The sequence below is a fragment of the Microcoleus sp. AT9b-C3 genome, from assembly GCF_036705485.1.
GTDB lineage: Bacteria > Cyanobacteriota > Cyanobacteriia > Cyanobacteriales > Microcoleaceae > Microcoleus.
The window spans coordinates 25,220-40,293 of record NZ_JAUBUR010000039.1 but is presented as its reverse complement, the minus strand read 5'-3'; the positions used below and the strand labels follow the sequence as shown (position 1 = coordinate 40,293).

The following is a 15,074-nucleotide window of genomic DNA, read 5'->3' as shown; positions in this document are numbered from 1 at the left end:
TCCGACGTACAGCCTGAAGAAGTTAAAGATAACTTTGTAAAAGTTCAAGGTCAGGTGACATCTGTTTCCCAACTGTCCGACGTACAGCCTACCGATTGGGCGTTTCAAGCCTTACAATCTTTAGTTGAACGCTACGGTTGTATTAGCGGATATCCCGATGGCACTTATAGAGGGAATCGAGCCCTGACTCGTTACGAGTTTGCGGCGGGTTTGAATGCTTGCTTGCAACGAGTCAATGAATTAACTTCTGCATCGGCAATCGATAAAATAACCCAGGAAGACTTAGCCGTTTTACAGCGACTGCAAGAAGAGTTTGCCGCAGAACTAGCTACCTTACGAGGTCGGGTTGATACTTTAGAAGCTCGTACTGCTGAACTCGAAGCTAACCGATTCTCCACAACTACAGTTTTGGGAGGAGAAGCCATTTTTGCGTTAGCCACAGCAACAGGAGGCGACCCCCCTGGAGACCAAAGTAATAACCAACCCGTTTTTACTAATTTGGTCCGTGTGGGAACCGTCTCTTCTTTTAGTGGTTTAGATCGCTTAAGAATTGGCTTAGTTAGTGGAAACTCGGCAAATCGAGGCTATGCCGGAACAGTTGAGAAACCAGGATTTGGTGACATGGCCCTGCTATCTTCTCAGACTGATACCAATAACCGAATCGCCTTAGACGTATTAGAATACAGATTTCCTGCATTTAACAATCGCGTAGTCTTTACAGCTAGACCTGTCGGCTTCAGTCTTAGCAATGTACTTACCGCCAATTCTCCCTACTTTGATACAGGACGGGGAGCTATTTCTCGATTTGGTGAAGCCAGTCCTCTCTTTAAAATCGGTAGCTTAGATGCGGGAGCAGGTGCGGATTTGTTAGTAACAGATTGGCTGCGATTGCAAGTTGCCTATGGAACAAGAAACAGCAGCGCTCCTAATCAAGGTATCAGTGGCTCCGATCACAGTACATTGGGAGTTCAGTTTTTAATTAAACCCTCTGGCAATACTTTAGCAGGTCTAACTTACATTAACGCCTACTCTGCCAATGGCAGCCTAGATACCTTTACAGGTAGCTTAAATGCCGATACTTCTGGCGGTTTGGAGAAACCCATACAGATTAATGCTCTAGGTGCATCGTTTCAATGGCGGATTAATCGTCAAGTTACCTTGGGGGCATGGGGAGGTGTTACAATGGGGAACTTCCTTAATAGCAATGCCTATGCTAATACAACAACTTACGCGGCTTCTGTGGGGATTTCCGATCCCTTTGGTCGTGAGGGAGACTTATTGGCTTTCATCATTGGTCAACCCCCAAAATTAGTTGCAGGTCGGGATTTACCCAACGGAACGGATCGAGATACGTCTCTACACTTTGAGACATTTTATCGCTGGGGTGTATCCGATAACATGTTTGTTACTCCGGGTTTCTTTGTTATTACGGCTCCTGAACATAATGCTGACAATAACACAATTTTTATGGGTGTCCTCAGAACAACATTTCTGTTCTAAACAGTTTGTCCTCAATTGAACACAAGTTTTGGAGATTAAAATCGTGAATCAGTATTTACCCAACTCAAAATTTCTGAATCCCTTCCTGGCTATTTTGATTCTGAGCATAGGAGGAATAGGATTTTTTGCTTCACCTAGCCAAGCAGAAAGTTTAAACTCGTCTCACTCCAGTTCAGAAACTCAAACTATTGCTCAAGCTCGACGTATCCGACCCACCTTTTTTGAAGAAACACAAGATCCGGAAGCAAGAAGAAGAAGGGGATTCAGGGAGACATTTTTAAATGATGCTTTAGGGGGAACAGCAGATCCCCTGAGTGGGGCAGGTGGAGTGGCTACAACGGTAGATTCTTTACAAAAAGTAGGATTTAACGGACAAAATGCCGGCGGTCAGTTGCGTCCTGGACAACCAAATTTATCTCCCAATTTTGACCGAACAAATGTTATTATTCCCTCTCAAAGAGGACGTAATTAAGGGGTTACGCATACACTCAAGGGGAACAGAGCGTTCCCCAAGTGAGTTTTCCCAGGATAAACAATATAATGACTTTAGCCAAAACTAATATCGCCAAGCACCAGTTTATTAGGTTGGTTTCCTATAATTACTGATTTGCCAATCCCTTGAAACAACAGATTTGATGAAGGATTGCTTTCTAAAATATAAGCACCGGGCGTTAAATTAGAGTCAGTTGTTCGAGGCAATTGTACTGAGGCTAAAACATTTCCTGTTCCATTCACTCCATCATAAATCGTCACTTGATGCTCGGCAAATGGAGAAGCATAACGGAAGCTAAATTTTTGATCGAATCCATTCGCTACATTGATGATAATTGATTGTCCTTCATTGTAGGTAATCCCACGAGCAACCTGTCCGGGGTTAATCAAAGGATCGATAAAATTACCGCTTCCTCCTTGCTGTGCGCTGACAATTGCCAAAGCATTTGCAGACAAGTCAAAACCAGATTCGCGAATTAAAGGATCTCTAGCAACAGTTTGTAAATTACCCACATTATCTATATTTAAGGGGACACCACTATCGCTACGATTAATTATTAAGCTTGCAGCAGTCTCTACACCTAAAGTGGCTCCGTTTGTGGGATTAACTAAGGAAAGATTAATAGTTTCATTGGGTTCAAATAGAGAATCATTAATGATGGGAATTCGGATGGGCTTGGGTGTGGTATCCCCATCGATAAACGAAACAGTAATCGGTGTAGCATTATAATCTGTTCCTGCATTTGCAGTGCCGTCACTTGCTAATACAGTTACATCCACTGTTCCCAAACTACCTTCAGTTCGAGTCACCATCACTTCCAGACTGGTTGTGCCATCTTCATTCACTGAATAGCTGGGGTTACTAAACTGCAAAATCCCAGGAATGCCAATGGGCGTTGTTCGAGCATTTCCAAAATTGATATTTTCTGCATTGAAACCCCTAACAGGAGGAATGGTAACTGGATTAGGAAGCTGAGAGGCTACAAAATCGGGTTCACGAGGAATGGTAACTGGATTAGGAACCTGAGTGGCTACAAAACCGGGTTGTTGGACTTCCCGAAGTGTGAAAGTACCGGGTTGTAAGCCATTGAACTGATAGGAACCTGTGGCATCTGTTAGTGTTGAGGGTTCACTGTTATCAAAGATGTTGTTTCTGTTAAGATCGATGTAAATAGTAAACCCTGGAATTCCTGGCTCTCCTACGTCAAGAATTCCGTTAACATTGATATCATTAAATTTCCTACCACTAATACTACCAGTGACATTTGGTGGGGTTTGTGCAATATTAAGAATGTCAAAGTTAGTGGTCTCATTAGGAACGACAGTAACAGGTTGAACTGGAGTAACACGGGTGAACCCTGCAGGAACAATTTCTTGAACAGTATAGCTGGCGGGGGGTAATTGCGAGAAGAAATAATCACCTAAACTATCTGTTTGACTTTGTAATTCTCCGCTATCGAGTTGAGCATTGTTATTGATATCTAAAAATAGGGTGACACCTGACTGAGGTCGATCGCTTCCCGGTGTAAAAGTCCGGTCATTGTTGACATCAATAAATTTCCTGCCACTAATACTGCCAGTAACAGGTGGTGGTGTTTGTGCAATATTAAGAATGTCAAAGTTAGTGGTCTCATTAGGAACGACAGTAACAGGTTGAACTGGAGTAACACGGGTGAACCCTGCAGGAACAATTTCTTGAACAGTATAGCTGGCGGGGGGTAAATTTGAGAAGGAATAACCACCTAAACTATCTGTTTGAGTTTGTAATTCTCCGCTATCGGGTTGAGCGTTGTTATTGATATCTAAAAATAGGGTGACACCTGACTGAGGTTGATCGGTTCCAGGTTCAAAAGTCCTGTTAGCGTTGACATCAATAAATTTCCTGCCACTAATACTGCCAGTGTCACGACGATTTCCAAAGTTGATATTTATGAAATTAGCAACTGTCGCACTCGTAGAAAGAGGAATGGTAACTGGATTAGGAACCTGAGTGGCTACAAAACCGGGTTGTTGGACTTCCCGAAGTGTGTAAGTACCGGGTTGTAAGTCATTGAACAGATAGGAACCTGTGGCATCTGTTAGTCTTGAGGGTTCACTGCTATCAAGGAGGTTGTTTCTGTTGAGATCGATGTAAATAGTAAATCCTGGAATTCCTGGTTCTCCTACGTCAAGAATTCCGTTAGCGTTGATATCATTAAATTTCCTGCCACTAATACTGCCAGTGACAGTTGGTGGTGGTACAAAACTAAAACCATTAAGAATGTCAAAGTTAGTGGTCTGATTAGCAACGACAGCAACAGCTTGAACTGGAGTAATACGAGTGAAACCTGCGGGAACAATTTCTTGAACAGTATAGCTGGCTGGGGGTAAATTTGAGAAGGAATAACCACCTAAACTATCTGTTTGAGTTTGTAATTCTCCGCTATCGGGTTGAGCATTGTTATTGATATCTAAAAATAGGGTGACACCTGACTGAGGTTGATCGCTTCCCGCTGTAAAAGTCCTGTCATTGTTGACATCAATAAATTTCCTGCCACTAATACTGCCAGTGTCACGACGATTTCCAAAGTTGATATTTGTGAAATTAGCAACTGTCGCACTCGTAGAAAGAGGAATTGTAACTGGATCAGGAACCTGAGTGGCTACAAAACCCGGTTGTTGGACTTCCCGAAGTGTGTAAGTATCGGGTTGTAAGTCATTGAACTGATAGGAACCTGTGGCATCTGTTAGTCTTGAGGGTTCACTGCTATCAAAGATGTTGTTTCTGTTGAGATCGATGTAAATAGTAAATCCTGGAATTCCTGGTTCTCCTACGTCAATAATTCCGTTAGCATTGATATCATTAAATTTCCTGCCACTAATACTACCAGTGACAGTTGGTGGTGTTTGTGCAATATTAAGAATATCAAAGTTAGTGGTCTCATTAGCAACAGTAACAGCTTGAACTGGAGTAACACGAGTGAACCCTGCGGGAACAATTTCTTGAACAGTATAGGTGGCGGGGGGTAAATTTGAGAAGGAATAACCACCTAAACTATCTGTTTGAGTTTGTAATTCTCCGCTATCGAGTTGACCGTTGCTATTCTGATCTAAAAATAGGGTGACACCTGACTGAGGTTGATCTGATCCCGCTTCAAGCCTTCCGTTACGATTGAGATCGTTAAATTTTCTTCCACTAATACGGCCAGTGAAAATTGGTGGTGGCTGTACAAAATTCTGACGATTAACAATGTCAAAGTTAGCGGTCCCATTAGCAACAGTAACAGCTTGAACTGGAGTAACACGCTCGAAACCTGGGGGAACAATTTCTTGAACAGTATAGGTGGCGGGGGGTAAATTTGAGAAGGAATAACCACCTAAACTATCTGTTTGGGTTTGTAAGTCTCCTCCATCCAGTTGACCATTGTTATTCAGATCTAAAAATATGGTAACACCCGGCTGAGGTTGATCCTCTCCCGGTTCAAAAATTCCGTTACGATTGAGATCGTTGGTAAATTTTGTTCCTTGAATACGGCCAGTAAAAGTAGGTAAAGGTCCTGGGCCAGGACTATTAATTTGTTGAGCAAACTTCAAGTTATTCGTTAAAGTTGCTAATCCCGCTGTCTCAAGTGGGCTGTTGTTATTACTATCTAAACCTGAAATGAGGTTATTGCTGGGAAGTAAGGTTAAGTTTTTCATTGTTTTTAGATTGGTAGAGAGTTGTGAGAATTCAATGTTGTCATTAAATCTTTTTTTGAGTAAGATTCAATGATTTAGAGAAAATAATCGAGAAGGCAAAAATCGCTACTTTTTTACCACTACCAACTTTGACATCCAGATTCATCAATAAGAACTCCGGTTGGACAATCTCTGAGTTGTGATTCTACACGATTAAATATTTTATACACATCCTCAATGACATCGGCTTCAGCTTTATTTGCTCTTCCTTTAGCAATTACCGAAGGATTGACAGGTGGCGGATTAAAAGCTAGTCTAATCTGCTTAGCTTCAATTTGACTAATCAAATAAACCGCTTGAATTCCACAACTACTACTAAGATTTAACTCGCGATCGATGCAGTAATTATCCCCTTGTCTTCTTCCAGCAGCATGAATCCCGATTAATTCTCCATTTTGATTAAAAACTGGACTGCCACTCATCCCCGGTTTAGTCCAGTTATCATACATAATGTTATACCCCCCATTTGAAAAGGGAGTATCATCAACTTTAACTAACTTACCTGGACTAAAAACACGCACAGTACCAGCAACCCCTCCTTCTGGTTTAGGCCAACCGGATAGATAAACTTGCTCATTAACTTGAATCTGTTCAGAATTACTCATAACAGCAATTGGATAATTATCATTACTGGTGAATTTGACTAAGGCGAGGTCAAATCCTCCGATTGGTAACTCCCTAGACTGATAGTTCCCAAATCGAGTGATATTATCCCCAACATCGCGAACTTCATGAAATTTTTCATCCCAGGTCACAACCCCCCAAAGACCTTCAGTGTTAGGTTGTTTAACAACGTGGGTATTGGTGACTGCATAATAAGTATTACCACTGCGGGCAACAATCACACCCGAACCGGGATTAAATGTTTCTAGCCCTCCATCACTTTTTTTTAAAGCTTCCCCAATTAAAACTGTGGTTTGGGAAGACATCGCATCGATATCATCGGGCATAATTGCTTGAGAAGGTGAACTTAATAGAATTAAGCCGATCGCTGTAATTAACGCTAAAAACAGCGATAAAATGTTAGAGCCTCGACGGGAGAGAATCCTAATTGTTAATATCATCAATTCTAATTGTATAAAAACTCTTGCTCAGATTTCTAAAATAATGTTTCTGAAGCCGGAGGAGTTTTGGGTTTCTGAAACCGCGAAATGGGAATCGCCCAACTTAAGGCTTCCATTTGTTGAAATAGGTCTTCTGAAGGAACGGTTCCATCCTCAAATTTAAAGACATCAATTCCTTGAAACGGATACTTAAGGCGGCCATTAATGCCAATTAATCGACCATATTGATTTAAAACTGGCCCTCCACTCATGCCATTTTCAACTTCATTGGTGTAACCGAGTTGGTATCCTTGGGGAAGCGTTCGCTTCAATAACATTCCCACCTTTCCCACCGTTAAACGGTATGCTTTATTTCCCCAATCCTTTGTACTTAAAGGTGAATTTTGGTTGGGCCAATACCAATTCGGAAATCCAGAGGCATAAACTAATTCTCCGAGTGCAAGGGGTTGTAAATCTATGGTAGCGACTCGATAGGATTGATTACTGGTAAACTGAACTAAGGCTAAATCTAAGTTTGCGAACTGAACAGACCGCAGCCATTCAGCGTGATAGGATTGACCGTCTGAGGTAAGAACCGTGTATTGGCTGTCATAGCTATTCTCCACAACATGATAGCAAGTCAATACTGTATAGGTTTGTCCTTGGCGATCGATAATTACACCCGATCCTAAACCGGGTTCTGTTAGGATTCTAACGGTAACTTGTCTAGCAATTTCAGGAACTGATACCCCGACTGCCGGTAAACGGGAAGTTAGTGTTTGGGAGGGTTGAACGGTTGCGGTATTAATGATTGAACTCTGGGGATGAGTTGGAAATGGAATCCCCCAGCCCCTTGACAATTCCCTCAATACCGGACTAACGACGAATAATTGTAACCCAATTAAGGTAGATAATAATTCCATTGTGAGCCAATCAACATCAAGTTTAAAAGAGTAGGGGATGCCTCTACAGGACAGCCCCTACAAAAGATTCTTTCTGGTTAATTTTTGGGGATTAATTACGAGCGGAGATTAGAACCCCGTCTCGTTGGGTTCAGGTTGAGAGGGAGACTGAGGTGCATAGGACGGGTCGGAAGTTCCTAATTCCTGGTCTAAATCACTGATATCAACTTTTATTCCCTCACCACTATCTTCCACAATACTACTCGATCCTGTTACTGAAAAATTCGTTAAATCTTGCAGAATTTGTCCAACGCGACGTCGATTTTCTGGCTTGAGGGTAAACAAGAAATTGCCGGAGTTGCACCCTGATTGACCTGTCCCTAGAATACAAACGACCAGTTCCCCGTTGACAACTCCACTAAAAAAACTCATTCCTCTAAAACTTCCTCCATTCGCCATGACTGCATTGTGCAGTTTAGAGGAAACAATTTGGCAGCGGGTTTCAGGAGAATATGGCTCTCCAAAGTAATCTGTATCCCATTTAATAACGGTTCTTCGGACGCCATTCTTTTCAGCGACTGTTACTGTACCTGTACAACGAACAGTTGTCATTGCTGGGCGTGAAACTGGGATGCCGTTAGGAGCAGGCCCAAGTCGTTGAGCTTGGGCTTCACTGGTTAACGTCACCATACCTGCGACAGCCATTGCTAAACATGAAAGGGAAGCGAGCGATGGAGATTTCATGATGTTTTTTTCCTAATAATATAAGCGAAAGCATTGAATAAAAGCACCCAGGTCATCGAGTTGTTACTATCAATTAATCCGCAACTTGTTACGGCTTGTAACAACAACTCAGAATGGTGGTCCCTCGTCAGGCGGTGTATTGACGGGCCCAGGAGTGGTAGGGGTTGGGGAAACAGCATTCTGGGGCAAAATTTCTCCCGTTGTGCGATCGTAGGTGTAGTTCCCAGCGGGTACTGCTGGAGTCGGTTGAATGCAGTAAGCTTTGTTCGCTTCAAAAGCAATCCTAACCACAGCAGTCCCTGCATTACAATCGACGCGAGTTGCTCCCCAACTATTGATCGTTGCAATATAGGGATCGGCGGGTTGCACCACAGCACCATTGCGTTTAATAAGAAGGGTGATGCTGTAGTTTCCAGGTTTATCGTTTTTATAAAATACACGAACTTTCCACGTCCCTCCAGTTTCAATAGAGTTTTGCAAAAAAACTACCTTTGTACCTTCATTTAAGTTTGTCGCCTTAGCCTCTATAGGTTGCTGATTGGGCGGATACACCATTAACGCAATATCAATTGCAGAGCCTTGATCGCGAGCAGCTGTGATTTTAATATCATCACCTGCTACAGCTTGAAAGGTGTACTCTCTTCCCGGACGAAATTTACCAGAAATAAAAACAGGAGGTGATGAATCATCGATTCTCCCACTAATAGTCTTTGTAGACTCTAACGCCTCCTGTGCCATAACTGTGCTGTTAAAACCGGCTATAGTCGCACCGATCAGAGCCGCGGTTAGAGCAATTCTTTGAAACTTAATGTATTTCATAGTCCTTATAACCTCCACATCCCGACTATAGATTAGATACCCAACTGCTGTAGGACTATATTGGCAATTGTTACAAAAGTTTAAAAAATTTAACCTATTCAGAGTCAAACTCCGAAGTTTAACTTCACTGTATTGTAATGCTTTTGCTTTGGAGGCGCTTGTTGCCCCCTGAACGGTACAGTTGGCATTTTCCTAAAAATTATCGCGTCCAGACTTTTGCAATAGGTTTATTGTTTAAGTACCCTTAAAAAATTCAAGGAAATAGCAGAAAAGCTTAGGGGTATTTGAAGCGAAACCTTCAAAAAATCCCATCCCTTTTTAGGGGTGGGAGTGTTGAAAATTATGAATTCTTAGTCCTCAGTCCTTAGTCCTCATTATTCAGTAGCAATTAATCAATAACTGGGTTCCTACCCAATTATTAATTATTCTGCTAGCAACCAACTGATGACTAATGACCAACGACTGATGACTAATAACTTAAGCTTGCCGTGAGTAGTATTCCACCACTAGCAGTTCGTTAATCTGTAGAGCAATCCACTCGCGTTCGATAACGCCGTTAACTTTGCCAATTAGTTTTTGCTTATCAAATTCCAAGTGATTGGGCAAGTGAGCCAAGCCTGGGTCTTTGAGATTAGCTTCTACCATTGTGCGCGAGCGCTCTCTATTTTTCACCGCAATCACATCACCAGGCTTGCACTGATAGCTGGCGATATTGACTTCACGGTCATTGACAGTTATGTGACCGTGATTTACCAATTGTCTAGCGGACGGAATGGTTGGAGCCATTCCCATCCGAAACACAGTATTGTCCAAGCGCATTTCCAAAAATTGCAGTAACACTTGACCTGTGGAGCCCGTGACACGGCGGGCTTTGCGGACGTAACGGAGCAGTTGGCGTTCCGTCACACCGTAATTGAAACGGAGTTTTTGCTTTTCTTGCAAGCGAACCGCATACTCAGAGAGCTTTTTGCGGTTTTGACCGTGCTGTCCAGGCGGATAATCTCGTCTGGGGGTTTTGCGGGTTAGACCCGGCAACTCTTTCAGGCGACGGACGATTCTCAATCGGGGGCCTCGATATCGAGACATTTATTTTCCTCTCTAATATCTGTATGCAATTTTATGCAGACTCTATATTATATGTTAGTAACGGTCAAAATTCCAACAAATATCGATAAAAAAACGATCGACCGCAGCGCGATCCATAATGTGCGGTAAATTCTCAAGGAAAAGCCGATCGCTCGATCGCCCCAATCAGGCAAAAAAACTCACTACTGGATCTGCCATGCACAACCACAATTTCTCCCGCACTTCTTCCCCAAAGCCAGCACCGACAGGCTCAAGCCCTACCGCGCGCTGGATTTTGGCTCTCGGCACGCAGCTAGCAGCACTTGGTTTGTTAGCCACAGCACTGCCAATCTCGCCAGCCTCAGCCATCACTATTAGAATCCCTCGCTCTAGGAATCCCTATCGCGTCTGCGCCCTGGAACTAATCGAAGCCGGAGTGGGAGCAGAGGTCGCCGCCGCCGCTTGTGCTGACGCGCTCCACCCCCGCGACATATCTAAATGCGCTCTCCAAATCAACCGCAAAACCAATATTCCTGGTGTCGAAGCGCTCTCTAGCTGTAGGCGGGTGAGGCGTCCCAAGGAATTGGCTACTTGCGTAGTGAATATTAACGGCAAAAGTCGAACTCAACCTGCGGCTCCCCTGGTAGTGCTTGATGGATGCCGCCGCAGTTTATTGCCACAACAGTTTGCTGAATGCGTAGTCGGTTTGAGCGGCAGGCTCGATTTTGCAACTGACAGGTTAATCGCCACTTGTCTTGACCCGAGGGGCAGCGTGAGCCAGTTGGATGGGCCTCCTGCACCTACCCCTCCTGTGGAGCTAATTCCACCGCCTTCGCCCCTCAATTAATCACTGTTAACAGTTGACTGTTGAGGGCATCGCTGTTGACTGTTGACTGTTAACAATCTAAAATCTAAAATCTAAAATCTAAAATCGATTGACTGATAACTACTTTTTTATAATCAAATGTCAGAAATTTTTGCTCAAATTACAGTCGAAGAATTAGGTCGCAAATTAGCCGAAACCAATGCTGAGAAATTGCAGCTTGTAGACGTGCGGGAACCTTACGAAATTGAACTCGCGGCGCTGCCGGGATTTGTAGCTTTTCCGCTGAGCAAGTTTGCCGAATGGTCTGGTGAAATTGACGCTAGACTCGATCGCGACAAAGAAACCCTAGTTCTGTGCCATCACGGAGTGCGATCGGCTCAAATGTGCCATTGGTTAACCGAGCGAGGATTTACCAACGTTAAAAATGTCGTTGGCGGCATTGATGCTTACTCAATGGTGGTCGATCGAACCGTCCCCCGCTATTAATATCAAATCCAGTTCTCAACTATCGTTTTTTTAGAGTCCGCGCAGGCGGACTTTGTATGTGTAGAAACGAATTATATTTCCCAGGAAATACCTAATTAACAGTAGCAAATCGAAAATTTAAAAGCGTACTCATAGTGAGCCGATCGCGCCCCTGCCTTTTCGAGTCATAAAGAGCCTCATCAGCCGCCAGTAGCAGCGTTATTGCATCATTTTCCTCGCTCGGAACAACGCTGGCAATTCCCAAACTAATCGTTACCACAGAATTAGGCAGACCGTCAAGACTCTTCGGGTTAAAAACAATATTCAAATCTTTCACTTTCGCTCTAATTTGTTCGGCAACAACCACAGCCGCCGACGCATCAGTTTCAGGTAAAATCACAGCAAACTCCTCGCCACCGTAGCGAGCAGCTACATCAGCAGGACGCTGGAGCGATCGGCGAATTGTCTGAGCTACCAATCGCAAACAATCATCTCCAGCTTGATGTCCGTAGGTATCATTATATATTTTGAAATAATCGAGGTCGCACAGAATTAAAGATATCGGAGACCCCTCGCGAGCCATGTGTTCCCATTCGGTTCGCAAGCAACTATCAAAATGCCTTCTGTTACCAATTTGAGTAAGTTCGTCCACATTCACCAAAGCTTGCAGCCTTTGATTTTCTTGCTGCAACTGCTCAAAACGAACCACTGACCACTTGTCCTCGCACAAATTTTGTCCTTGAAAATACAGGCGATATAATTCGCAAGACAAACTACAGTTATTTCCCTCTAATTTGACCAGTCCCATGCTGTCTAACTGATAAGCCATCAAAGGTTCGAGGTGAATGCTATTTTTAGCATCGATAACTTGTTGGAATGCGGAGGCGAGTTCGGGCTGCTGTTGAATGGCGATCGACTGATTTTGCAAGTAGTCGCTATAAATTCCGCTGTGAGTAGGAGCTGCTGTTAACAGTTCTTCCAACTCGGATCGCCCCAGTTCCTCCCCAGGCTCATCCCCATCGACGGACAGGCGGTTTTGTTGCAAAATTGCCAGGTGATACAGCGCTAAATGCACTAAATAAGGATGCCCGCCTACCATGTTCATTAATTGCTGTATCGGAGCGCGATCGCTCCACTTTAGTCCGTATCGGCCCGCCAAATCTTGAACTTGTTCCGCAGTAAATTCTGAGAGTTTAATCGGCATTCCTACATTAAATGGAGATTGATTAACATTCAAAGCAATATAATTTTCTGCCGAATGAATGACAACGGTGCGGAGTTTTTGCCAAATTTTGCTAGCACGAGCTTGTTCGTACCAAAAACGGATCACTGAAAGAAAATCTTGAGCAATATTGGTGCGTTCAAATACCCGATTTATTTCGTTGATCGCCAAGACAATAGGACTGTCAATTTGTTGTAGCAAATAGTTTTCAAAGTAAATAGTGCAGCTTACCTTGCTGCCCATATCTTCATCCCAGAATTCATCAATATTTGGTTCGAGTTTGAGTTGCCGAGCGACATTGACACAAAGCCAGCGCAAAAATTTATCTAAACTAGCAAAAACCGCTGTGTCGGCTTGCTGAAAGTCTAAAGTTACTGTGCGGTATCCACGATCGACTGCCGCGTCAATTATCCGCAGCATCAGCGAACTTTTGCCCATTTTTTTGGGAGCTTTAATGCGAACAAGGCCTCCGGGTTTGCTAATTTCTGCACAGGCCAAGGCTTCGGCCCCTGAGCGCTCAATATAAAATGGAGAGCCAAGCGGTATGGGGCCGCCGGGAAATTCTAGGTCGGCAATTGTTTGGATCAAGTTTGGTGATTTTTGGAGTCCAGCCATAGTCATTGCACAAGGCGATACCCTGACTGTATCTTACTGCGCGTCAACCTTTGTCAGGTTAGGAGGTAGACCAGCGGTGTCCAAGATCGATCGACAATCCTAAAAAATCTAACTTTTTAGGGACTTCCCGGAACTGACTTTGCTATAGTAGTGTCACTTTACCCAGTCTCAAACCCTGCTTCAACACGGCTCTGCAGACCGACAAAAATTCGACGGTAGCCCAGACGCGCTCATTCTGAGCCTTTACCTGAAAAATAACTCGTTGGTCGTCGATGTCGCGCAGGAAGAGCCGCTATCTAAGGAGAAATAATCATTGTCACGCCGCTACCTGTTTACCTCTGAATCCGTCACTGAAGGCCACCCCGATAAAATCTGCGATCAAATTTCAGATACGATTTTAGATGCCTTACTGACCGAAGACCCCAAAAGCCGCGTCGCAGCGGAAGTTGTCGTCAACACCGGCTTAATGTTGCTGACGGGCGAAATTACCACTAAAGCTCAAGTAAATTACATAGAATTAGCCCGGAAAAAAATAGCCGATATTGGCTACATCCACGCTGACAACGGCTTTTCGGCCAATAGCTGCTCGGTGTTGGTGGCTCTTGATGCTCAGTCTCCCGATATTGCTCAAGGGGTGAATACAGCCCAGGAAAGCCGGGAACAATCGAGTGAAGAGGAATTAGACGCCATTGGCGCTGGCGACCAAGGCTTGATGTTCGGTTTTGCTTGCAACGAAACGCCGGAAATGATGCCTCTGCCGATCAGTTTAGCGCACCGGATTTGCCGTCAACTGGCAGCAGTCCGCAAAACCGGTCAGTTATCTTACCTGCGTCCCGACGGCAAAAGCCAAGTTACAGTCATCTATGAGGACGGCAAACCGGTTGGCATAGATACGATTTTAATTTCTACGCAGCACACCGAAACGATCGGCGACATCACAGACACAGCCGCAGTTCAAGCCAAAATCAAAGAAGACCTTTGGGCTGCTATCGTCCAACCTGTGTTTGCCGATATTAGCGTGAAGCCGGATGCAGAAACTCGCTTCCTTGTCAACCCCACCGGCAAATTTGTGGTCGGCGGACCTCAAGGAGATTCGGGTTTGACGGGCCGCAAAATTATTGTGGATACCTACGGCGGCTATTCCCGTCACGGCGGCGGCGCTTTTTCTGGGAAAGACCCCACCAAGGTAGACCGCAGCGCGGCTTATGCTTGTCGCTACGTTGCTAAAAATATCGTAGCGGCTGGTTTAGCCCAAAAGTGCGAAGTGCAGTTGAGTTATGCGATCGGCGTTGCGCGGCCGGTTAGCATGATGATCGAAACTTTTGGCACTGGAAAAGTTGATGACGATCGCCTTTTAGAAGTTGTGAAGCAGCATTTTGAACTGCGTCCTGCGGGAATCATTCAGGCATTTAACTTGCAGAATTTGCCTGCAGAAAGAGGCGGCCGTTTCTATCAAGATGTGGCGGCTTACGGTCACTTCGGACGCACTGATTTAGATTTGCCTTGGGAGGAAACTGATAAGGCAGAACTTTTGAAAGAAGCTTTGAGCCAGAAGTTGTCGGGAGTAGCTGGATAGTACAATTTTGGGGTGCGCGCAGCGCACCTTATTCATAAATAATATCGGGTGCTACCAATCAATGTAGGGTGCGCACTGCGCACCTTAT

Annotated in this window: 12 protein-coding genes; 5 read left to right on the top strand and 7 right to left on the bottom strand. The window is 44.2% G+C overall.

Annotated features, from left to right (window positions below; translation table 11 throughout):
• Together QUB77_RS26240 and QUB77_RS26235 are read left to right on the top strand one after the other, a co-directional pair.
• Nucleotides 1-1,500, top strand: a 1,500-nt coding sequence (locus tag QUB77_RS26240; RefSeq protein WP_333323592.1) for an iron uptake porin, incomplete at its 5' end; no start/stop codon positions are given.
• A gap of 43 nt (nt 1,501-1,543) precedes the next feature.
• Nucleotides 1,544-1,972, top strand: a complete 429-nt coding sequence (locus QUB77_RS26235) for a hypothetical protein (protein ID WP_333178883.1) — start codon at nt 1,544-1,546, stop codon at nt 1,970-1,972.
• Between the two features lie 74 nt (nt 1,973-2,046).
• Here the strand turns inward: QUB77_RS26235 and QUB77_RS26230 are convergent, their stop codons facing one another.
• The 6 genes from QUB77_RS26230 to rpsD all read right to left on the bottom strand — a co-directional run bounded on the left by QUB77_RS26230 (nt 2,047) and on the right by rpsD (nt 10,303).
• Nucleotides 2,047-5,670: an SdrD B-like domain-containing protein gene (locus tag QUB77_RS26230; protein WP_333296135.1), complete on the bottom strand. Its 3,624-nt coding sequence runs from the start codon at nt 5,668-5,670 to the stop codon at nt 2,047-2,049.
• Between the two features lie 119 nt (nt 5,671-5,789).
• Nucleotides 5,790-6,773 (bottom strand): serine protease, encoded by a 984-nt coding sequence (locus QUB77_RS26225; RefSeq protein ID WP_333178878.1) that lies wholly within the window; start codon nt 6,771-6,773, stop codon nt 5,790-5,792.
• Between the two features lie 35 nt (nt 6,774-6,808).
• A complete protein-coding gene (locus QUB77_RS26220; protein WP_333178876.1) occupies nt 6,809-7,675 on the bottom strand; it encodes a serine protease in 867 nt (288 codons plus the stop codon).
• A gap of 108 nt (nt 7,676-7,783) precedes the next feature.
• A complete protein-coding gene (locus QUB77_RS26215) occupies nt 7,784-8,398 on the bottom strand; it encodes a COP23 domain-containing protein (protein WP_333178874.1) in 615 nt (204 codons plus the stop codon).
• 108 nt (nt 8,399-8,506) lie between these two features.
• Nucleotides 8,507-9,217 (bottom strand): hypothetical protein, encoded by a 711-nt coding sequence (locus QUB77_RS26210; protein ID WP_333178870.1) that lies wholly within the window; start codon nt 9,215-9,217, stop codon nt 8,507-8,509.
• Between the two features lie 477 nt (nt 9,218-9,694).
• Nucleotides 9,695-10,303, bottom strand: a complete 609-nt coding sequence (rpsD, locus tag QUB77_RS26205; RefSeq protein ID WP_006631941.1) for a 30S ribosomal protein S4 — start codon at nt 10,301-10,303, stop codon at nt 9,695-9,697.
• Nucleotides 10,304-10,421: 118 nt separating this feature from the next.
• Between rpsD and QUB77_RS26200 the strand changes: the two genes are divergently transcribed.
• Nucleotides 10,422-11,129 (top strand): hypothetical protein, encoded by a 708-nt coding sequence (locus tag QUB77_RS26200; RefSeq protein WP_333178867.1) that lies wholly within the window; start codon nt 10,422-10,424, stop codon nt 11,127-11,129.
• A 117-nt stretch (nt 11,130-11,246) separates the two neighbouring features.
• The gene (locus QUB77_RS26195; RefSeq protein ID WP_333178864.1) at nt 11,247-11,594 is read left to right on the top strand and encodes a rhodanese-like domain-containing protein; all 348 of its coding nucleotides are present in this window, start codon (nt 11,247-11,249) and stop codon (nt 11,592-11,594) included.
• 91 nt (nt 11,595-11,685) lie between these two features.
• Here QUB77_RS26195 and QUB77_RS26190 read toward each other — a convergent pair whose 3' ends face one another.
• Nucleotides 11,686-13,410 carry an AAA-like domain-containing protein gene (locus QUB77_RS26190; RefSeq protein WP_333178861.1) on the bottom strand — a complete coding sequence of 575 codons (1,725 nt, stop codon included), beginning with the start codon at nt 13,408-13,410 and terminating at the stop codon, nt 11,686-11,688.
• Nucleotides 13,411-13,723: 313 nt separating this feature from the next.
• Here QUB77_RS26190 and metK point away from each other — a divergent pair, with 313 nt between their 5' ends.
• On the top strand, nt 13,724-14,986 hold the full coding sequence (gene metK, locus QUB77_RS26185) for a methionine adenosyltransferase (protein WP_333178859.1): 1,263 nt from the start codon (nt 13,724-13,726) through the stop codon (nt 14,984-14,986).
• The last annotated feature ends 88 nt before the right edge of the window (nt 14,987-15,074 follow it).

What these genes read in the sequence shown, in the direction of transcription:
- QUB77_RS26210 (WP_333178870.1), bottom strand. Translation starts at nt 9,217, where the DNA reads ATGAAATACATTAAGTTTCAAAGAATTGCTCTAACCGCGGCTCTGATC.
- QUB77_RS26230 (WP_333296135.1), bottom strand. Translation starts at nt 5,670, where the DNA reads ATGAAAAACTTAACCTTACTTCCCAGCAATAACCTCATTTCAGGTTTA.
- QUB77_RS26190 (WP_333178861.1), bottom strand. Translation starts at nt 13,410, where the DNA reads ATGGCTGGACTCCAAAAATCACCAAACTTGATCCAAACAATTGCCGAC.
- QUB77_RS26215 (WP_333178874.1), bottom strand. Translation starts at nt 8,398, where the DNA reads ATGAAATCTCCATCGCTCGCTTCCCTTTCATGTTTAGCAATGGCTGTC.
- QUB77_RS26225 (WP_333178878.1), bottom strand. Translation starts at nt 6,773, where the DNA reads ATGATATTAACAATTAGGATTCTCTCCCGTCGAGGCTCTAACATTTTA.
- QUB77_RS26195 (WP_333178864.1), top strand. Translation starts at nt 11,247, where the DNA reads ATGTCAGAAATTTTTGCTCAAATTACAGTCGAAGAATTAGGTCGCAAA.
- QUB77_RS26220 (WP_333178876.1), bottom strand. Translation starts at nt 7,675, where the DNA reads ATGGAATTATTATCTACCTTAATTGGGTTACAATTATTCGTCGTTAGT.
- rpsD (WP_006631941.1), bottom strand. Translation starts at nt 10,303, where the DNA reads ATGTCTCGATATCGAGGCCCCCGATTGAGAATCGTCCGTCGCCTGAAA.
- QUB77_RS26200 (WP_333178867.1), top strand. Translation starts at nt 10,422, where the DNA reads ATGTGCGGTAAATTCTCAAGGAAAAGCCGATCGCTCGATCGCCCCAAT.